The sequence below is a fragment of the Campylobacter sp. CNRCH_2013_0898h genome (assembly GCF_025772965.1).
Lineage (GTDB): Bacteria > Campylobacterota > Campylobacteria > Campylobacterales > Campylobacteraceae > Campylobacter_D > Campylobacter_D lari_D.
On the sequence record NZ_JAKMTD010000010.1, the window covers coordinates 16,118 to 33,911 of the forward strand.

Annotated in this window: 24 protein-coding genes; 20 read left to right on the forward strand and 4 right to left on the reverse strand. The window is 29.4% G+C overall.

From position 1 onward, the window contains the following. The first annotated feature begins 2 nt into the window (after positions 1–2). From L8X50_RS06585 to recO, 20 genes are all read left to right on the forward strand, one after another. Positions 3–854, forward strand: a complete 852-nt coding sequence (locus L8X50_RS06585) for a ParB/RepB/Spo0J family partition protein (protein WP_263659714.1) — start codon at positions 3–5, stop codon at positions 852–854. 63 nt (positions 855–917) lie between these two features. Next, positions 918–1,343 carry a FoF1 ATP synthase subunit B' gene (locus L8X50_RS06590; protein WP_133319671.1) on the forward strand — a complete coding sequence of 142 codons (426 nt, stop codon included), beginning with the start codon at positions 918–920 and terminating at the stop codon, positions 1,341–1,343. Between the two features lie 9 nt (positions 1,344–1,352). Continuing rightward, positions 1,353–1,865 (forward strand): F0F1 ATP synthase subunit B, encoded by a 513-nt coding sequence (locus tag L8X50_RS06595; RefSeq protein WP_263659715.1) that lies wholly within the window; start codon positions 1,353–1,355, stop codon positions 1,863–1,865. Continuing rightward, positions 1,865–2,386 carry a F0F1 ATP synthase subunit delta gene (locus L8X50_RS06600; protein WP_133319669.1) on the forward strand — a complete coding sequence of 174 codons (522 nt, stop codon included), beginning with the start codon at positions 1,865–1,867 and terminating at the stop codon, positions 2,384–2,386. The genes L8X50_RS06595 and L8X50_RS06600 overlap by 1 nt, the downstream gene beginning before the upstream one ends. 9 nt (positions 2,387–2,395) lie before the next feature. Next, the gene (gene atpA / locus L8X50_RS06605; protein WP_263660721.1) at positions 2,396–3,901 is read left to right on the forward strand and encodes a F0F1 ATP synthase subunit alpha; all 1,506 of its coding nucleotides are present in this window, start codon (positions 2,396–2,398) and stop codon (positions 3,899–3,901) included. Between the two features lie 9 nt (positions 3,902–3,910). Continuing rightward, positions 3,911–4,795, forward strand: coding sequence for an ATP synthase F1 subunit gamma (atpG, locus tag L8X50_RS06610; RefSeq protein ID WP_263660722.1), 885 nt, complete (start codon positions 3,911–3,913; stop codon positions 4,793–4,795). Between the two features lie 14 nt (positions 4,796–4,809). After that, the gene (gene atpD, locus L8X50_RS06615; protein ID WP_133319666.1) at positions 4,810–6,207 is read left to right on the forward strand and encodes a F0F1 ATP synthase subunit beta; all 1,398 of its coding nucleotides are present in this window, start codon (positions 4,810–4,812) and stop codon (positions 6,205–6,207) included. Between the two features lie 2 nt (positions 6,208–6,209). Continuing rightward, positions 6,210–6,602, forward strand: a complete 393-nt coding sequence (atpC, locus tag L8X50_RS06620) for an ATP synthase F1 subunit epsilon (RefSeq protein ID WP_133319665.1) — start codon at positions 6,210–6,212, stop codon at positions 6,600–6,602. After that, positions 6,602–7,162: a MotA/TolQ/ExbB proton channel family protein gene (locus L8X50_RS06625; protein WP_263660723.1), complete on the forward strand. Its 561-nt coding sequence runs from the start codon at positions 6,602–6,604 to the stop codon at positions 7,160–7,162. The genes atpC and L8X50_RS06625 overlap by 1 nt, the downstream gene beginning before the upstream one ends. Then, complete coding sequence (locus tag L8X50_RS06630) at positions 7,163–7,552, forward strand: ExbD/TolR family protein (RefSeq protein WP_263660724.1); 390 nt, start codon at positions 7,163–7,165, stop codon at positions 7,550–7,552. Between the two features lie 3 nt (positions 7,553–7,555). Continuing rightward, entirely contained in the window at positions 7,556–8,332 is a 777-nt protein-coding gene (locus tag L8X50_RS06635; RefSeq protein ID WP_263660725.1) for a TonB C-terminal domain-containing protein, read from the forward strand. Next, positions 8,332–9,531, forward strand: a complete 1,200-nt coding sequence (tolB, locus tag L8X50_RS06640) for a Tol-Pal system protein TolB (protein WP_220566503.1) — start codon at positions 8,332–8,334, stop codon at positions 9,529–9,531. The genes L8X50_RS06635 and tolB overlap by 1 nt, the downstream gene beginning before the upstream one ends. A gap of 66 nt (positions 9,532–9,597) precedes the next feature. Next, positions 9,598–10,083 carry a peptidoglycan-associated lipoprotein Pal gene (gene pal / locus L8X50_RS06645; protein WP_133319660.1) on the forward strand — a complete coding sequence of 162 codons (486 nt, stop codon included), beginning with the start codon at positions 9,598–9,600 and terminating at the stop codon, positions 10,081–10,083. An 11-nt stretch (positions 10,084–10,094) separates the two neighbouring features. Then, positions 10,095–11,087: a tetratricopeptide repeat protein gene (locus L8X50_RS06650; protein WP_220566502.1), complete on the forward strand. Its 993-nt coding sequence runs from the start codon at positions 10,095–10,097 to the stop codon at positions 11,085–11,087. Positions 11,088–11,100: 13 nt separating this feature from the next. After that, positions 11,101–11,685 (forward strand): FKBP-type peptidyl-prolyl cis-trans isomerase, encoded by a 585-nt coding sequence (locus tag L8X50_RS06655; RefSeq protein WP_263660726.1) that lies wholly within the window; start codon positions 11,101–11,103, stop codon positions 11,683–11,685. Beyond that, positions 11,685–12,605: an ACP S-malonyltransferase gene (gene fabD, locus L8X50_RS06660; RefSeq protein ID WP_263660727.1), complete on the forward strand. Its 921-nt coding sequence runs from the start codon at positions 11,685–11,687 to the stop codon at positions 12,603–12,605. The genes L8X50_RS06655 and fabD overlap by 1 nt, the downstream gene beginning before the upstream one ends. Next, positions 12,602–13,288: a 5'-methylthioadenosine/adenosylhomocysteine nucleosidase gene (locus tag L8X50_RS06665; RefSeq protein WP_133319656.1), complete on the forward strand. Its 687-nt coding sequence runs from the start codon at positions 12,602–12,604 to the stop codon at positions 13,286–13,288. Before fabD ends, L8X50_RS06665 begins: the two co-directional genes overlap by 4 nt. Beyond that, entirely contained in the window at positions 13,285–14,046 is a 762-nt protein-coding gene (locus tag L8X50_RS06670) for an ATP-binding protein (protein WP_263660728.1), read from the forward strand. Before L8X50_RS06665 ends, L8X50_RS06670 begins: the two co-directional genes overlap by 4 nt. Then, on the forward strand, positions 14,039–14,551 hold the full coding sequence (locus L8X50_RS06675; RefSeq protein ID WP_263660729.1) for a cysteine hydrolase family protein: 513 nt from the start codon (positions 14,039–14,041) through the stop codon (positions 14,549–14,551). The genes L8X50_RS06670 and L8X50_RS06675 overlap by 8 nt, the downstream gene beginning before the upstream one ends. Then, complete coding sequence (gene recO / locus L8X50_RS06680) at positions 14,552–15,166, forward strand: recombination protein RecO (protein WP_263660730.1); 615 nt, start codon at positions 14,552–14,554, stop codon at positions 15,164–15,166. On the opposite strand, the gene L8X50_RS06685 is transcribed toward recO, so the two are convergent. The 4 genes from L8X50_RS06685 to dksA all read right to left on the reverse strand — a co-directional run bounded on the left by L8X50_RS06685 (position 15,150) and on the right by dksA (position 17,791). Further along, on the reverse strand, positions 15,150–15,470 hold the full coding sequence (locus L8X50_RS06685; protein WP_133319652.1) for a hypothetical protein: 321 nt from the start codon (positions 15,468–15,470) through the stop codon (positions 15,150–15,152). The two genes, recO and L8X50_RS06685, sit on opposite strands and share 17 nt — an antisense overlap. Positions 15,471–15,531: 61 nt before the next feature. After that, entirely contained in the window at positions 15,532–16,458 is a 927-nt protein-coding gene (locus tag L8X50_RS06690; RefSeq protein ID WP_263660731.1) for a tRNA dihydrouridine synthase, read from the reverse strand. After that, on the reverse strand, positions 16,455–17,438 hold the full coding sequence (locus L8X50_RS06695; protein ID WP_220566495.1) for a hypothetical protein: 984 nt from the start codon (positions 17,436–17,438) through the stop codon (positions 16,455–16,457). Before L8X50_RS06695 ends, L8X50_RS06690 begins: the two co-directional genes overlap by 4 nt. Beyond that, on the reverse strand, positions 17,435–17,791 hold the full coding sequence (gene dksA / locus L8X50_RS06700; protein ID WP_133319649.1) for an RNA polymerase-binding protein DksA: 357 nt from the start codon (positions 17,789–17,791) through the stop codon (positions 17,435–17,437). Before dksA ends, L8X50_RS06695 begins: the two co-directional genes overlap by 4 nt. Between the last annotated feature and the right edge of the window lie 3 nt (positions 17,792–17,794).

Below are 17,794 nucleotides of genomic sequence, written 5' to 3' on the forward strand. Positions count from 1 at the left end.
AAATGGCAAAAAAAAGTGCATTAGGAAGAGGTTTAAGTAGTATTTTGGCTGATATTGATGAGGTTTATGAAAAAGAATTAGGATCAAAAGAAGGCAAAATAGAAGAAATTGATATAGATTTAATTAGTCCAAATCCTTATCAGCCAAGGAAAAATTTTGATACACAAGCTTTAGAAGAGCTTGCGGGGTCTATTAAAGAATATGGTTTAATTCAGCCTATTGTAGTTTTTAAAAAAGATGAATTTGATTATATTATAATAGCTGGCGAGAGAAGATTTAGAGCATGTAAGCTTTTAGAAAAAGAACAGATTAAAGCCGTAGTTTTAAATGTGGATGATATAAAATTACGCGAGCTTGCTTTGATTGAAAATATCCAAAGGGAAAATTTAAATCCTATAGAATTGGCACATTCTTATAAAGAATTATTGGAAATTCATGACATAACTCAAGAAAAATTAGCAGATCTTATTCACAAGTCAAGACCACAAATTGCTAATACCTTAAGACTTTTAAATTTAAATGAGCAAACACAAAATTTCATTATAGAAGGTAAAATTTCACAAGGTCATGCAAAAGTTTTAGTAGGACTTGAAAAAGAAGAAGAAAAAATGATAGTTGATACTATCATAGGTCAAAAACTTAATGTAAGAGATACAGAAAAACTGATTAAAAATTTTAAAAATTCAAATAATTTAGAAAAAAATACAAATTTAAATAAGCAAAATCAATCTATATTAAATTTAAAAGAAAAAATAGAATCTTTTGGATTTAAGACAGTGGTGAAAGATTTAAAAATTATTGTTAATTTTTCTGACGAAAATGAGATTTTAAAATTTTTAAAAATACTAGATTAAATATGCTTTTAGGTATATTTTGGTATAATTGCGCGTTTTATTTAGATTTATTTAGGAGTATTAATGTTTAATGATGTACATTTTTCCATCATGATAGCTACTGGTGTCATTTTTTTGCTCATGATAGCAATTTTAAATTCTATACTCTATAAACCTTTGATTAAATTTATGGATTCTAGAGATTTGACCATTAAAAATGACGAAGAAAAAATGAAAAAAAATTCTGATGATGTTTCAAATGTAGAAAATGAGTTGGAAAAAATTCATATACAAACAAGAGATGAGATTAATCAAATCAAAGCAAAAGCAGTAGAAGAAGCTAAAATAAAACAAGAAAAAGAATTATCAATAAAGAAAAAAGAATTAGAAGAACAAATGCATGTTTTTCTAAAAAGTCTAAGAGAAAAAGAAAAAGAATTAAAAGAAGAGATGCGGTTAAAAATGCCAGAATTTAAGCAAAGCTTTAAAGATAGCTTGAGTAAAATTTAAGGAAGATAAATGTTGAAAAAAATTACATTATTATTGGTGCTTCCTTTTTATGCTTTTGCAGCAGGTAATGGAAGTGGCGAGTATGATATTATCCCAAGAGCAGTTAATTTTGTTTTGTTTGCTGCTATTTTATATTATTTTATAGCAACACCTTTAAAAAATTTTTATCACGGAAGAATTGCAAAAATTGCCTCTAGGATGAATGAAATACAAGAAAAACTTATTGCAAGCAAAAATCATAAATTAGAAATGATGAAAAAACTAGATTTAGCTAAACAAGAAGCAATTAATGCAGTTGCTCTTGCAAAAAAAGAAGCAGAAATCATTACAGATAAAATAGAAGCTGAAACAAAAATGGAGATTAAGGCTTTAGAAAAAACTTATGAAGAGCATAAAGAATATGAAATAAGAAGAATGGAAAAAGAAGTTGTGCAAGCGGTTTTAGAAGAAATTTTTGAAGATCAAAGTTTACAGCTTCAGCAAAAAGAAATTTTAAATATCATGATGAAAAAGGTGTCTTGATGGAAAGTGTAATTGCAAAAACCTATGCAAAAGCTATATTAGAAAGAAAAGATTTTGAAAATTTTTATTCAAATTTATTACAACTTAGTTCAGCTTTTGCTTCTGATAAATTTGTAAGTATTTTAAATGCTTATGAGCTTAAACAAGAAAAAAAATTAGATTTTATACTTTCTTTATTAGATAATCCAAGTGATGCTTTTAAAAATTTTATGAGCTTAGTTGTTGGCAACAATAGAGAGATGTTAATTCCAAGCATTACTAAAGAATTGAGTGAACAAAAAGCATTAAAAGAAAATGAATTTTTAGGGCAAGTTTATTCAAAAGAAAAATTAAGTGAAGAAGAAATTAAAAATTTAGAAGAAAAACTTAGTCTTAAATTCAACGCAAAGATTAGATTAGATAGTAAAATAAGTGATAATGACAGTGTAAAAATTAGCTTAGATGGACTTGGTTATGAAATTTCATTTTCAATGCAAAGCTTAAAAGCTAAAATGAATGAATATATATTAAAAGCAATTTAAGGAGACTTGATGAAATTTAAAGCAGATGAAATTAGTTCTATTATAAAAGAAAGAATTGAAAAATTTGATTTTAATCTTGAAATAGAAGAAACCGGTAAGATTATTTCAGTTGCTGATGGTGTTGCTAAGGTTTATGGTCTTAAAAATGCTATGGCCGGTGAGATGGTTGAATTTGAAAATGGCGAAAAGGGAATGGTGCTTAACCTTGAAGAATCAAGTGTTGGTATTGTTATTTTAGGAAAGGGACTTGGCTTAAAAGAAGGAAGTTCTGTAAAAAGATTAAAAAAACTTCTAAAGGTTCCAGTTGGTGATGCGTTGATAGGCCGTGTTGTAAATGCTTTAGGTGAGCCAATTGATGCTAAGGGAGCGATTGAAACAAGTGAATATCGCTTTGTAGAAGAAAAAGCAAAAGGTATTATGGCTAGAAAAAGTGTTCATGAACCATTACATACGGGTATTAAAGCTATTGATGCTTTAGTTCCAATTGGTAGAGGACAAAGAGAGTTAATTATTGGTGATAGACAAACGGGTAAAACTACTGTTGCAATAGATACAATTATTAGTCAAAAAGGTAAAGATGTTATTTGTATTTATGTGGCAATTGGTCAAAAACAAAGCACAGTGGCTCAAGTAGTTAAAAAGCTTGAAGAATACGGCGCAATGGATTATAGTATAGTGGTAAATGCAGGTGCTTCAGATCCTGCTGCATTGCAATATCTTGCTCCATATACAGGTGTAACTATGGGTGAGTATTTTAGAGATAACTCAAGACATGCGTTGATTGTTTATGATGATTTGAGTAAGCATGCTGTTGCCTATCGTGAAATGTCTTTGATTTTGCGTCGTCCTCCGGGTCGTGAAGCTTATCCAGGGGATGTATTTTATTTACATTCAAGATTGCTTGAAAGAGCAAGTAAATTAAGTGATGAACTTGGCGCAGGAAGCTTAACAGCATTACCTATTATTGAAACTCAAGCAGGGGATGTTTCAGCTTACATCCCAACCAATGTTATTTCAATTACCGATGGTCAAATTTTCTTAGAGACAGATTTGTTTAACTCAGGTATTCGTCCTGCGATCAATGTTGGTTTATCTGTATCTCGTGTTGGTGGTGCTGCACAAATTAAAGCAACAAAACAAGTTTCAGGTACCTTAAGACTTGACTTAGCTCAATATAGAGAATTGCAAGCTTTTGCACAATTTGCAAGTGATTTAGATGAAGCAAGTAGAAAACAACTTGAGCGTGGACAAAGAATGGTTGAAGTTTTAAAGCAACCTCCATATTCTCCGCTTTCAGCAGAGAATCAAGTTGTGATGATTTATGCAGGAACTAAAGGATATTTAGATGATATTGCAGTTTCAAAAATAGGAGAATTTGAAGCAGCCTTATATCCATTTATTGAAGCTAAATATCCAGAAATTTTTGAGCAAATTAGAACTAAAAGAGCTTTAGATAAAGATTTGGAAGAAAAATTAGCTAAAGCGTTGAGTGAGTTTAAAGCAAACCATATATAAGGTTTTTAAATGTCTAATTTAAAAGAAATAAAAAGAAAAATAAAAAGTGTCCATAATACACAAAAAACAACTAATGCAATGAAGCTTGTTTCTACTGCCAAATTAAGAAAGGCAGAAGAGGCAGCTAAAAAGTCAAAGATTTTTGCTCAAAAAATTGATGAAGTTTTATCTGAAATTGCTTTCAAGATTAATCAATACGAAGGTCTTGATGATAAACTTCCATTTTTTAGAAAAAAAGACAATATTGAAAAAATGGATATTATTTTCATTACTGCTGATAAAGGCTTATGTGGCGGTTTTAACATTAAAACTATTAAAACAGTAAATGAAATGCTCGAAGATTGTAAAGCAAAAAAAATCAAGGTAAGATTAAGAGCTATTGGTAAAACAGGTATTGAGTATTTTAATTTTCAAAATATTGAAATTTTAGAAAAATATTTAGACACAAGCTCTAGCCCTGATTATGAAAAAGCTTGTGCTATTATTGAAAATGCAGTAGATGATTTTATAAATGAAGTTACAGATAAGGTTGTAATTGTACACAATGGCTATAAAAATATGATTTCACAAGAAATTCGTGTTAATGAATTATTACCAGTGCAAGCTATTGCGAGCAAAGAAGAACAAGAGTCTCAATCTTTAATGGATTTAGAACCTGAAGATGAAGAAATTTTAAATGATTTATTAAAAACTTATTTTGAATATAATATGTATTTTTCTTTAGTTGATTCTTTGGCGGCTGAGCATAGTGCAAGAATGCAAGCTATGGATAATGCAACCAATAATGCAAAAGCTAGAGTTAAACAACTCAATTTAGCTTATAATAAAGCAAGACAAGAATCTATTACCACCGAATTGATAGAAATTATCAGTGGTGTTGAGTCAATGAAATAAATTTAGGAGTGATGATGCAAGGTTTTATTTCTCAAGTTTTAGGACCAGTGGTTGATGTTGAATTTAAAGAATATCTTCCACAAATTAACGAAGCTATAATCGTAAATTATGAATTAGAAGGAAAAGAATGCAAGCTAGTGCTTGAAGTAGCTGCGCATTTGGGTGATAATAAAGTAAGAACTATCGCTATGGATATGACTGATGGTCTTGTTAGGGGTTTAACGGCTGTTGCGACTGGAAACCCAATTAGCGTTCCAGTGGGCGAAAAAGTACTTGGAAGAATTTTTAATGTAACAGGTGATTTGATTGATGAGGGCGAAGAGATCAATTTTGATAAACATTGGTCAATCCATAGAGATCCACCTCCATTTGAAGAGCAAAGTACAAAAAGTGAAATTTTTGAAACAGGTATTAAGGTAGTTGATTTGTTAGCTCCTTATGCAAAAGGTGGTAAAGTAGGACTTTTTGGTGGTGCAGGTGTTGGTAAAACCGTTATTATTATGGAGTTAATCCATAATGTTGCATTTAAACATAGCGGTTATTCTGTTTTTGCAGGTGTTGGTGAAAGAACTCGTGAGGGTAATGATCTTTACAATGAAATGAAAGAAAGTAATGTTTTAGATAAAGTTGCATTATGTTATGGTCAAATGAATGAACCACCAGGAGCAAGAAATCGTATTGCTTTAACAGGTCTTACTATGGCTGAGTATTTTAGAGATGAAATGGGACTTGATGTGTTGATGTTTATTGATAATATCTTTAGATTTTCACAATCAGGTTCTGAAATGTCGGCACTTTTAGGAAGAATTCCTTCAGCCGTTGGCTATCAACCAACTTTAGCTAGCGAAATGGGTAAATTCCAAGAAAGAATTACTTCAACTAAAAAAGGTTCTATTACTTCAGTTCAAGCAGTTTATGTGCCAGCAGATGATTTAACAGACCCTGCTCCTGCAACTGTTTTTGCGCATTTAGATGCAACTACGGTTTTAAATAGATCAATTGCTGAAAAAGGTATTTATCCAGCTGTTGATCCGCTTGATTCTACTTCAAGAATGCTTGATCCACAAATTATTGGTGAAGAGCATTATAAAGTAGCTCGTGGAGTACAATCAGTACTTCAAAAATACAAAGATTTGCAAGATATTATTGCTATTTTAGGTATGGATGAATTGAGTGAAGAAGATAAATTGATCGTTGAAAGAGCAAGAAAAATTGAAAAATTCCTATCTCAACCATTCTTCGTTGCTGAAGTATTTACAGGAAGTCCTGGTAAATATATTAGTTTAGAAGATACAATAGCAGGTTTTAAAGGTATTTTAGAAGGAAAATATGACCATTTACCTGAAAATGCTTTCTATATGGTAGGTGGAATTGATGAAGTTATTGAAAAAGCAGAAAAACTTAAGGCTTAATAATGGATAATTTAATACATATAGAGGTGGTAACGCCTCTTGGTATGATTTACAATGATAATGTAAAGTCTATTGTTCTTCCTGGAAGTGAAGGTGAATTTGGTGTTTTAAAAGGACATGCATCTTTAATTTCTTCTTTAAGGGCAGGGATTATAGATATAGAAAAATCAGATTCTACCCATGAGTTAGTTGCTATTGATTCAGGTCATGCAAAAGTTTCTGAAACGAAAGTAAGCGTTTTAGCAAAAGGTGCTGTGTGGGTTGGAGGAAATAGTGATAGTGAAATAGCAAAAAGATTAGCAGATGCAAAAGATTTAATCAAATCTATGAGTAGTGATAGTGTTGCTTTAGCTTCTACTTTTGCTAAGATGGATAATAATGTAAGGCAAAAATAGTGGATTTTCAATCAATTTTTCATTTTTTTGAAAATACAAGCTTAATTACTTATATTGTATTGGCTTGGCTTTCGGTGTATTTTATACTTAGTTTTAGTATTTTATTTTCAAGATTAATGCTTATTAATAAATGGATGCAAGATGAAAGTCAGGCTTTAGAAGCTTTGATGAGAGGAGAGAGGGATTTAAGCCAAAGTGCATCAATTTTAAAAAAATGTATTGAGATTGATGAAACTAAGATGAATATTTATAAAAATTCTGTTGAGAAAAAAGCCACAATTGGATTAACTTGGCTTAGTATTATTGCTTCAACCTCTCCTTTTATAGGTCTTTTTGGTACAGTTATTTCTATACTTGAAACTTTTGGTGGTGTAGAAATGCAAAATTCTTTGAGTATTATTGCGCCAAAAATTAGTGAAGCTTTGGTAGCTACAGGTTGTGGAATTTTAGTGGCAATTCCTGCATATAGTTTTCATTTGATTATCAAACGCAAAGCTTATGAACTAATTAATATTTTAGATAGTGAGATAAAAGTATTAGTAAGTTCAGCAAAGGTTTAATTGATGTTTTTAGAAGAAAAACCCGAACTAAATATTACACCTTTAGTGGATATTATGCTTGTATTGCTTGCTATTTTAATGGTAACAGCACCAAGTATTACATATGAAGAAAAAGTTCAACTTCCTCAAGGTTCACAAAAAACTTCAAGTGCTCCAAATATCAAAAGTTTAATTATAACAATTAATGCAAAAAAAGAAATTTTTATAGGAAAAGATAAATTTAATTTTTTAAGTTTTGCGGATAATATGAATGCATTAAAAGTGCAATATAATACTCAAGAAACAGTTTTCATTAGAGCGGATAAGAATTTAAAATATGATGATGTAATGAGTATTTTAAGAACAATAAAGCATTTGGGTTTTCAAAAAGTTGCTTTGCAAACTGAGTAAAAAATGGAAGAAAATTCTACATATAATTTTAAAGCTTTTACTTATGCGATTTTAGTTTATTTTTTTGTTGTTTTTTTAGTATTTTTTAAGTTAGTCGAATATAAGTCAAAAGCTATTGAATATACTAATGATCCCAATAGTTTTATTAATATAGAACTTGGAGATAGTATAAATCAAAATCAAGTAAATATGATACAAGAATTGCAAAAAGAAAATTTGCAAAGTTTATTTGAAGAGAATCTTTTGCAAAAATACACTACAAATAAAAATGTTAATACTCAAAATGTAGAACAACAAGCTAGTGTTTTCAATGAGTTATTTGGCAAAATAGAAGACTATCAAGAAGAAAAAACTACAAAAGTACAATCTTCAATGCCATCGAAAAAACCTACTTTTACTCAAAGAGAAAAAATCAATGATTTTTCTAAGCAATTAAATGAAAATCTACAAATTAATCAAGAACTAGGACAATCTGTTATAGAACAAAAAATAGGAGTTTATGATCAATTTTTAGGTGCTGTTAGAAAACATCTTGAAGATAGATGGAGAATATACAATCCTAGTGGTAATTTAAGTATAGAAGTAGAATTTGTAATTGATAATAACGGATATTTTTATTTGTTAAGTACCACTAGCGCACATAGTGATAATTTTGATAAAAAGGCAAAAGAATTTTTACAAAATTTAGAAGGAAAATACATAACTTTACCTCCAAATGGTAAAATAAGAAAAATTAAAATGAAACTTAGTGATATAATTGAGTTTAAAACGGAGAAGTGATGAAAAAAATATTAGCGTTTTTATTTTTTTGTTCAGTATTATTTGGGCAAGATGCGACAATATCTGTTGTAAATAAAGGTATGCAATTACCTAAAATTTATATTAAAGATCAATCAAGATTGAATGATTTAGATCTTAAAAAAAGCTTTTATAATATGCTTGTTAATGATATAAAAGTGAGTTCAAATTTTGAATTAACTCAAGATGAAAAACAAGGTGATTATATTTTTTCTTATGTTTTAAATAAAAATGGTAAACTTTTGGATATTGATGTTGAAATTTTAGCTGCAAATGAAACAAAAACGAGATTTTATGAGCAAATTCTTTCCATTGAAGAATATCCATTTTTAGCACATAGAAGTGTCGCTCAAATGAATAGAAAATTAGGTTTTGCACCAGTTGATTGGATGGATCATAAAATTTTAATAGCTAGAACTCAAGGTAATAAGCAAAGTGATATTTTGTTAGCAGATTATACTTTAACTTATCAAAAGATATTAATATCAAAAGGTTTAAATTTATTTCCCAAATGGGCAAATAAAGAACAAGATGCATTTTATTTCACTGCTTATGAAGATGAAATTCCAACACTTTATAAATATAATATGAAAAATAAAAACATCACAAAAATCATTGCTAGTAAGGGTATGATGGTTGCTTCTGATGTTAGCGATGATGGTAAAAAAATTTTACTTACTATGGCGCCAAAAGATCAGCCAGATGTGTATTTGTATGATACAGATACAAAAGATTTAAAACAGATTACAAATTATACGGGTATTGATGTAAATGGCAACTTTGTAGATGATGATAAAAAAATCGTATTTGTATCAGATCGTTTAGGTTATCCAAATATTTTTATGCAAAATTTAGATTCTAATTTAACAGAACAAGTAGTTTTTCATGGTAAAAATAATTCTTCAGTTTCTACCTATAAACATTATATGGTTTATTCTAGCAGGGAGGTAAATCAAAGTGGGGTTTTTAATCTTTATTTAATGTCAACCCAAAGTGATTATATAAGACAACTCACTGCAAATGGTAAAAATCTTTTTCCAAGATTTTCAAGTGATGGAGAAAGTGTAGTATTTATTAAATATTTAGGTTCACAAAGTGCCTTAGGAGTCATTAGAATTAATGCAAATAGGGCTTTTCATTATGGTTTAAAGGTGGGTAAAATTCAATCAATTGATTGGTAAAATATCAAAATTGTATTTTTTTTGTTATAATTAAACATGATTTTTAAATAAAAAAGGGGAAAAGCAATGAAAAAAATCATTTTTGCTTCAATTACTGCGTTTGCTGTTATTGTAAGTGGTTGTGCTACAAAAAATACTAGTGTAAGCAGTTCAAGTAGTGTAGATGGATCAAAAGGTAGTGGTGGTTCTGATAGATTTGAAAATCTTGAATCTTTAAATTCTATTGCAAATGTGTATTTTGATTTTGATAAATTTAATGTTAGAAAAGATATGCAAAAAGTTGTTGCAGATAATGCTGAAATTTTCAACAAAGAAGCCGCGAATGCTGCAATTGTAGTTGAGGGAAACTGCGATGAATGGGGAACTGATGAATATAATCAAGCTCTAGGTTTAAAAAGAGCTAAAGCTGTTAAAGAATCTTTAGTAGCTCAAGGTGTTAGCGCAGATAGAATAAGCGTAAAAAGTTATGGAGAAACTAATCCTGTATGTACTGAAAGAACAAAAGCTTGTGATGCGCAAAATCGTCGTGCAGAATTTAAATTATCAAAATAAGTTTTAAATAAATGAAAATCAAATTATTATCAGTAGCTCTTTTAGGAGCTACTTTTTTATACGCTGAAATTTCAGCATTTGATGCAGGAAAAGTAGATACAAAAACACCTTATGGCTTAACTCAAAATGAAAAATTACAATACGAAAATCAAGAACGCTTAAAAGCTTTAAATGAATATTATACTAATTTGACTAGTAAGATAAATACTGCTGTAGAAAATATAGAAGGTTTACAAAGTGTAACCGAGGGTTTAAATGCTCAATATTCTAAAGCAAATACAAAATTACTTTCACTAGAAGAAAACTATCAAAATTTTGATGCAAATATCACAAAAGAAATTCAAAATTTAAGAGCTTATGTAGAAGAAAATAGGCAAATTCAAGAAAAAAATCACCAAGAAATTCAAAAAGTATTGAGCGAAATAACAACTTTGATCAATAAAATTAATGATGATTATGTTTCTAAAGAAGATATGAACCAAACCATAACTTTTTTTCAATCGGAAATAGCTAGAGTGCAAAATCAAACAAATAATATCCAAGTTGTTCCTATTGCTAGTGAAAGCAATAAAACCCAAGAAGTCATTAAAGAAGTAAATACGACTTTGGAAAAAGAAATTGTTCAAGTGAAAGATGATAGTTGGAAAAAACTGCAATCTAGCGAAATTTTAAAAAAAGCTATTGATGAAACCAATAAAAATCAATTTGATGATGCAAAAGAAAAATTTGAGCATTTAATTAGTATCCATTATAAACCTGCTAGATCTACTTTTTGGCTTGGAGAGATAAGATATAAACAAAAAGATTATGCAGGCGCTTTGGGATTTTACAAAAAAAGTTCTGCTATAAGCACCAAGGGTGATTATGTGCCAAAATTACTTTATCATACGGCTATTAGCTTAGATAAAGTTGGGGATCCAAAAAGTGCTAATAAATTTTACAAAGCTTTAAAGACAGCTTATCCTGATAGTCCTGAAGCAAAAGTTTCGCCAGATAGAAAATAAAAAAGGAGATAAAATGGCTATAGAAAAAAATAGTGTAGTTTCAATGTTTTATGAGTTAAAAGATGCAAACACAAATGAAGTTTTAGAATCAAATATTTATGCTGAACCTATTTCTTTTATTTTAGGTAAGGGTCAAATTTTAGAAGGACTAGAAGAAGAAATTCAAAAACTTGATGCCCCGTGTAATGCCGATATTGTGATAAAAAAAGAAAATGCTTTGGGTGAATATGATGCAAATGCATTGCAAACTTTACCAAAAGAACAATTTGCAGGGATTGATTTGCAAGTTGGTATGGAGCTTTTTGGCGAAGGCGAAGATGGTAATACAGTAAGAGTAATTGTTAGAGAAATTACTGAGAATGAAGTTACTATTGATTATAATCATGCTTATGCAGGAAAAGACTTGTTATTTTCAATTAATATTGTAGATGTCAGAGCTGCAAGTGAAGATGAAATTTTAACAGGAATTATTGCAGGTAGCAGAAGTTGTGGATGTGGTGGTGGAGGACATCATCATGATCATCATCACGGACATGGTGGTGGTGGATGTTGTGGTGGCCACGGACATGGTGGTGGCGGTTGCTGCGGTGGACACTAATGAATAGTGCATTTATTTTCCCAGGCCAAGGCTCTCAAAGTGTTGGTATGGGGCTTAGTTTTTATGAGAATTCACTTAAAGCAAGAGAATTATTAGATTGTGCAAGTGATTATTGTAAAATTGATTTTAAAAATTTGCTTTTTAAGGAAAATGAAAATTTAAATAAAAGTGAATTTACACAAATGGCCATAGTGTTAAACTCACTAATGGCTTATGAAGCTTTAAAAGAGCAAGCTAGTATAGAAGCTAAGTATAGTTTAGGCCATTCACTAGGAGAATTTAGTGCTTTAGCGACTCAAGGTGCATTTGACTTTTTAGATGTTATAGCACTTGTTAACAAGCGTGGCCAATTTATGCAGGAGGATTGCTCTAAAATCGAAGCTGGTATGATGGTGGTTTTAGGACTTGAAGATAAAGTAGTAGAAGAACTTTGTCAAAAGGCATTAAGTGAGCAAAAAAGTATTTTTGCAGCTAATTATAATTGTGAAGGACAGATTGTAGTAGCGGGCTTAAAGCCTGATTTAGCTTCTTATGAGAGTGAGTTTAAGAATGCAGGAGCCAAAAGAGCTATGCTTTTGAATATGAGTGTTGCAAGCCATTGTCCATTATTAAAAAATGCGTCTTTAAAACTTACAAAAGAACTAGAGCTTGTGTTAAAAGATGATTTTAAAAGTGTAGTTTCAAATGTAAATGCAAAAATATATAGTGATAAAACTCAAGCTTTAACACTTTTAAGCGAGCAACTTATAAAGCCTGTTCTTTATAAACAAAGCATTAAAACAATAGACAATGAAGTGGATTTTTATATAGAATTTGGTGCGAGCGTGCTAAAGGGCTTAAATAAAAAAATCACTCAAAAAGAAACTTATGCTTTAAGTAAAATAGAAGATATTGATGAAATTCTAAAGGTGATTAAATGAAAATAGCTATTTTAGGAGCTATGCCCGAAGAGGTTACTCCTTTACTCGAAACATTAAAAGAATATCAAACAATTGAATATGCAAATAATACTTATTATATTGCAAAATACAAAAATCATGAATTAATCATCGCTTATTCTAAGATAGGGAAAGTAAATTCCACTCTTAGCGCGACTATTATGATAGAAAAATTTAAAGCTGAACTTATGCTTTTTACAGGAGTGGCTGGTGCTTTTAATCCTAGTTTGGAAATAGGGGATTTAATCTATGCTACAAAATTAGCTCAATATGATTTAGATATTACAGCTTTTGGACATCCGCTTGGTTATGTTCCTGGTAATGAAATTTTTATAAAAACAGACGATAAGCTTAATAATCTTGCCATAGAGGTTGCTAAAGAACTTGGTGTTAAATTACAATCAGGTATTATCGCTACGGGTGATGAATTTATTTGTGATGAGAATAAAAAAGCAAAAATTAGAGAAATTTTTAATGCAGATGCTTGTGAAATGGAAGGAGCTAGTGTGGCTTTGGTATGTGATGCTTTAAAAATTCCATGTTTGGTTTTAAGATCAATGAGTGATAAGGCAGGTGAAAAAGCTGAATTTGACTTTGATGAGTTTGTAGAAAAATCCGCTAAAATTTCAGCTAATTTTGTTTTAAAAATTTGTGAGAAATTATGATAAATCTTAGCAAAAGACTAATCAGAGAAGTTGCAAAAGCAAATGCTAAGTTTTCCTTAATAGGAGATAATGATAAAGTTTTATTAGGACTTAGTGGCGGGAAAGACTCTCTAGCTCTAGCTCATCTTTTAAAGCGTATGCAAGCACATGCACCTTTTAAATTTGAACTTAAAGCAGTAACTTTAAGTTATGGCATGGGTGAAGATTACACCAAACTTCATAATCACTGCAAAGAACATGGTATTGACCATGAGGTTATTGATTCTAATATTTATGAAATTTCAGGTGATACCATTAGAAAAAATTCAAGCTTTTGTAGCTATTTTTCAAGAATGAGGCGTGGTGCTTTATATACTTACGCCTTAGAAAATGGTTTTAATAAATTAGCCATAGCTCATCATTTAGATGATGCAGTAGAGAGTTTTTTTATGAATTTCATTTATAATGGTGCTCTTAGAAGTTTAGCGCCAAAATATAAAAGTAAAAGAGATATAGAAGTCATCCGTCCTTTGATTTTTGTAAGAGAAAGACAATTAAGGGAAAATGCTATTAATAATGAATTAGAAGTAATTGGTAATGAATTTTGTCCTGGTATGAAATTAAGTGAAAAAAATGTAAAATTTCCTCATGCTAGAGAAGAAGCTAAACAGCTTTTAGCAAATTTAGAAAAAGAAAATCCAAAATTATTTACGAGCTTAAAAACTGCATTTGAAAATATCCACACGGATAGTTTTTTCATGGTTAAGAATAATGACTAAACTTTTAATTATAGTTGATTATCAAAATGATTTTATCGATGGTAGCTTAGGTTTTGAAAAAGCTACCAAGATAAAAGATAATATTCTTACTCTTTTAAAAAATCATCAAGGTGATGTTGTTTTTACTTTTGATACGCATGATGAGAATTATTTAAAAACCCAAGAAGGAAAAAAACTGCCTATTTATCATTGTATTAAAGATACTTTTGGTTGGCAAATGCCAAGCGATTTTGATGTGTATTTAAAAAATGCAAAAAAAATCTTTTATAAGAATGCTTTTGGTAGTTTAGAATTGGCTAATTTTTTAAAACAAAATCATTATGAAAGTATAGAATTTTGTGGCTTAGTTTTGCATATTTGTGTATTTAGTAATATTATTTTAGCTCAAAGCGCCACGCCTAATTCTAAAATTATTTTACATAAAAATGCTACTGCAAGTTTTAATGAATCTTTAGAAAATAGTGCTTATGAAATTTTACAAGCTTATGGCATAGAGCTTTTATAGATGCAAGGCTTTATTTTGCACACTCAGAGTGTAAAAGATGAGGATTTGATTGTTTATCTTTTAAGTGCCAAAAAAGTTATTAAAAGTTATAGATTTTACGGAATGAGACATTCTAATATTCTAAATGGATATAAGATTGATTTTGAACTTGAAGAAAGTTCTAGATTTTTACCGCGCTTAAAAGATGTTTTACATATTGGATTTTCTTGGGTTTTAGATAGAGAAAAAATGTTTTTTTGGCAAGAATTTATCAGGCTTTTTTATTGGCATTTAAAAGATGTTGAGGAGATTGATAGTTTTTATTTTGAGCTTTTAGAAGATTGTGCTAAGCGTTTTGAAAAACAAGATTGCAAGCGTGTGATTGTGGATGCTTATTTAAAGATTCTAAGCTTTGAAGGACGCTTGCATAAGGATTTTATTTGCTTTTTGTGTGATGAGTGTATAAAAGAAGATGTTGTATTAGTAAGGGCTTTTTTGCCTGCGCATAAAAAATGTGCTTTTGGCTATGAGTTTAAAGCTAAAGATCTTGTGAGGTTTTATGAAAATTTTAATTCATCGCATTTTAGCGATGAATATATTGATAATTTATATAAAATCATTAAAGAGGGTTTTTAAGAGTAATATCATACATCATAATAGCCTCTTGTCTTAATTTTGCGATGATATTTGCACTATCAATATGTGTATTTTTTATAATAGCTTCCTTGCTATTTTTAATATCTTCAAGCAAATTTCCAAGTTGTTTTTGGGAGCTTTGTAAGCAAGTGCTTATACATTTTGGTTGTGTTTGTTGTAAAACTTGCTCGAAATTTAAACTATGATTGTTAAGCTTTGAAGCATGTGCTGCTAGATTATTTGCACTTGTTCTAATGCCACCTAATGCTTTGTAAATCCCTTTTGAATTGATATGAGCTGCCATGAACCTTCCTTGTTTTATGGTATCTCTTCATTCATATTGCTTAGAATTTTACAAGCAAAAATCATTCCTTATTGAAAAATTCTTGCATATATTTTCGCATAATTTCTGCATCATTAATGCGATTAACACAATCTCTAAAATTTGAAGCATCTTCATAGCCTTTAGAATATTCATGTAAGTGCTTTCTAAATATGCTTATACCTTGTTCTTTATAATGTTTTAGCATTTCTTCAAAATGCGTAAAGATGATTTTGTTTTTTAAAGTTTTATCGATTTTTTTACCAGTTTTTACCTCGTGAAATATCCAAGGTTTTCCTATGCTTGCACGCCCTATCATCAATGCATCACAATTTGTTATTTTAAAAACTTCTTTAGCATTTTCTGTGCTAATATCGCCATTTGCAACTAAAGGAATTTTGATATTTTCTTTAGCTAAAGCTATAGCTTCATAATCAGAATTTCCGCTATACATTTGTTTTCTAGTGCGACCATGCATACTGATAAAATCTACCCCAGTATTTTCACATGCTTTAGCAATAGCAATAGGATCTTTTTTTTCAAACCCTAATCTTACTTTGACACTAGTTAGCTTTTTATTGCTTGTTTTTTTGATAAGTTCTAAAATTCTTTGCAATTTATCAAGATCTTGCAAAAGAGCACTGCCTGCACATTGTTTTATAACTTTATTTACAGGACAGCCACAATTAAAATCAATCCCATCTATAAAATCAAAACGATTTAATATTTCTACAGCTCTTTGAATCACACTTTCATCCGAGCCTGCAATTTGAACTATATAAGGATTCTCAAGTTCAGCTTTTTCTAACATTTTAAGAGTTTTTGAGCTTTCATACACTAAAGCATTAGAACTTATCATCTCACTAATTGTTACATCAGCTCCAAATTGTTTAACTAAATTTCTCAAAGGTAAGTCCGAAAAACCTGCCATAGGAGCTAAAAACAAAGGCTTTTTACTAAAATCTATCATTGTATAAATTTTTCAAGTTCTATTTTTTTATTATGTTCTCTTAAAAAGAGCAAGAGTCTAAAATCCTTATGTTCGTTTTGATCATTTCCTAATTCATTAAGCAATTCATCATACATACCAAATTCTGCTAAAGTATAAAGATAAGCTCTTAAAGCTTGAGAATGACTATCTTTTAACTTTTTAAATAAAGCAATTAATATTTGAGGCTCTATTTTTTTACAAAGTATTTTTGTGCATTGTAAATATGACTTATCATCTAAGGTATTCATGCTAAGCAAAACTTCGATTTCAGCATGATTTAATTCCAAATTTTCTTTTTCAAATCTATCCAAAAGTAATAAAATATCATCTTGATTTTTTTGTATTTTTAGTGTTTTAATTTGGCTATAAGGTGCATTATCTAATACCATTTTATAAGCAAAATTTTCTAATTCATTTGTCAGAGTTTCTTTATTTTTAATAAAAGAAAAAGCATAGTCGCTATCTTTTTGGAAATGATTTTTTTCATTTAAAATGAAAATTTCATTATGTGGATCGAGTTTGTATTTTTTTAATTCCACAAATTCCTTTTTGTCTAACTGCTCTAAAATATTTATAATATCATCTATTTTTGTATTTTGATTTTTTTCTTTAAAATAAAGAGCTTGAGTGTTTTTGGCTATATCTTGAAATTCTTGAGTTTTAAATTTAATTTTGCTTATTTTTTTCAAAAATACATCAATTAAAAAATTTTCATAATTTTTGCTATCTTTAATAAGATTTTTGTATTGTAAATGTTTTAAAAAGCCATAAAAACTCATATGCAATAAAGCTAAAACCATCAAAATAAATGCAGGTAAAATTACCCACAAGCTGATAGGTAAATTTAGCTCAAAAGTAGAAATTGTGAAAGTGTAATTTCCCAAATTTAGATTATAAACTAAGGCTGCTACGATTAAAAGATAAACTAAACTTGCAAAGAAAAATAATTTTACTTTCATAATTCTTTCCTTTTTTCTAAGTTTTCACGACAATTTATACAATATTTTGCGTGAGGTTTTACTTTGAGTCTTTCAGGATGTATATCTTCATCGCAATACTCACAAATTCCATAAGTATTGTTATCTATTTTGCTTAATGAATGTTTAATTTCTTCTAATTCTGTTTTTAAATTTTCATTGATTTTTAAGTCAATATGTGAGCTGTTGTCAATTTGCTGTAAATCAACTTCATCTCTTGGTTCACTATCTTGCAGATCATGGATATTGTCTATATTACCTTGAAGTTCTTGTAAAATTTCTTTTTGTCTTTGAAGTAATATATTTTTAAATTCTTCAAGATTTAACTCTTGCATAAA

Coding starts and splice junctions, on each gene's coding strand:
- L8X50_RS06585 (WP_263659714.1), top strand. CDS start 3: ATGGCAAAAAAAAGTGCATTAGGAAGAGGTTTAAGTAGTATTTTGGCT.
- L8X50_RS06590 (WP_133319671.1), top strand. CDS start 918: ATGTTTAATGATGTACATTTTTCCATCATGATAGCTACTGGTGTCATT.
- L8X50_RS06595 (WP_263659715.1), top strand. CDS start 1,353: ATGTTGAAAAAAATTACATTATTATTGGTGCTTCCTTTTTATGCTTTT.
- L8X50_RS06600 (WP_133319669.1), top strand. CDS start 1,865: ATGGAAAGTGTAATTGCAAAAACCTATGCAAAAGCTATATTAGAAAGA.
- atpA (WP_263660721.1), top strand. CDS start 2,396: ATGAAATTTAAAGCAGATGAAATTAGTTCTATTATAAAAGAAAGAATT.
- atpG (WP_263660722.1), top strand. CDS start 3,911: ATGTCTAATTTAAAAGAAATAAAAAGAAAAATAAAAAGTGTCCATAAT.
- atpD (WP_133319666.1), top strand. CDS start 4,810: ATGCAAGGTTTTATTTCTCAAGTTTTAGGACCAGTGGTTGATGTTGAA.
- atpC (WP_133319665.1), top strand. CDS start 6,210: ATGGATAATTTAATACATATAGAGGTGGTAACGCCTCTTGGTATGATT.
- L8X50_RS06635 (WP_263660725.1), top strand. CDS start 7,556: ATGGAAGAAAATTCTACATATAATTTTAAAGCTTTTACTTATGCGATT.
- tolB (WP_220566503.1), top strand. CDS start 8,332: ATGAAAAAAATATTAGCGTTTTTATTTTTTTGTTCAGTATTATTTGGG.
- pal (WP_133319660.1), top strand. CDS start 9,598: ATGAAAAAAATCATTTTTGCTTCAATTACTGCGTTTGCTGTTATTGTA.
- L8X50_RS06650 (WP_220566502.1), top strand. CDS start 10,095: ATGAAAATCAAATTATTATCAGTAGCTCTTTTAGGAGCTACTTTTTTA.
- L8X50_RS06655 (WP_263660726.1), top strand. CDS start 11,101: ATGGCTATAGAAAAAAATAGTGTAGTTTCAATGTTTTATGAGTTAAAA.
- fabD (WP_263660727.1), top strand. CDS start 11,685: ATGAATAGTGCATTTATTTTCCCAGGCCAAGGCTCTCAAAGTGTTGGT.
- L8X50_RS06665 (WP_133319656.1), top strand. CDS start 12,602: ATGAAAATAGCTATTTTAGGAGCTATGCCCGAAGAGGTTACTCCTTTA.
- L8X50_RS06670 (WP_263660728.1), top strand. CDS start 13,285: ATGATAAATCTTAGCAAAAGACTAATCAGAGAAGTTGCAAAAGCAAAT.
- L8X50_RS06675 (WP_263660729.1), top strand. CDS start 14,039: ATGACTAAACTTTTAATTATAGTTGATTATCAAAATGATTTTATCGAT.
- recO (WP_263660730.1), top strand. CDS start 14,552: ATGCAAGGCTTTATTTTGCACACTCAGAGTGTAAAAGATGAGGATTTG.
- L8X50_RS06685 (WP_133319652.1), bottom strand. CDS start 15,470: ATGGCAGCTCATATCAATTCAAAAGGGATTTACAAAGCATTAGGTGGC.
- L8X50_RS06690 (WP_263660731.1), bottom strand. CDS start 16,458: ATGATAGATTTTAGTAAAAAGCCTTTGTTTTTAGCTCCTATGGCAGGT.
- L8X50_RS06695 (WP_220566495.1), bottom strand. CDS start 17,438: ATGAAAGTAAAATTATTTTTCTTTGCAAGTTTAGTTTATCTTTTAATC.
- dksA (WP_133319649.1), bottom strand. CDS start 17,791: ATGCAAGAGTTAAATCTTGAAGAATTTAAAAATATATTACTTCAAAGA.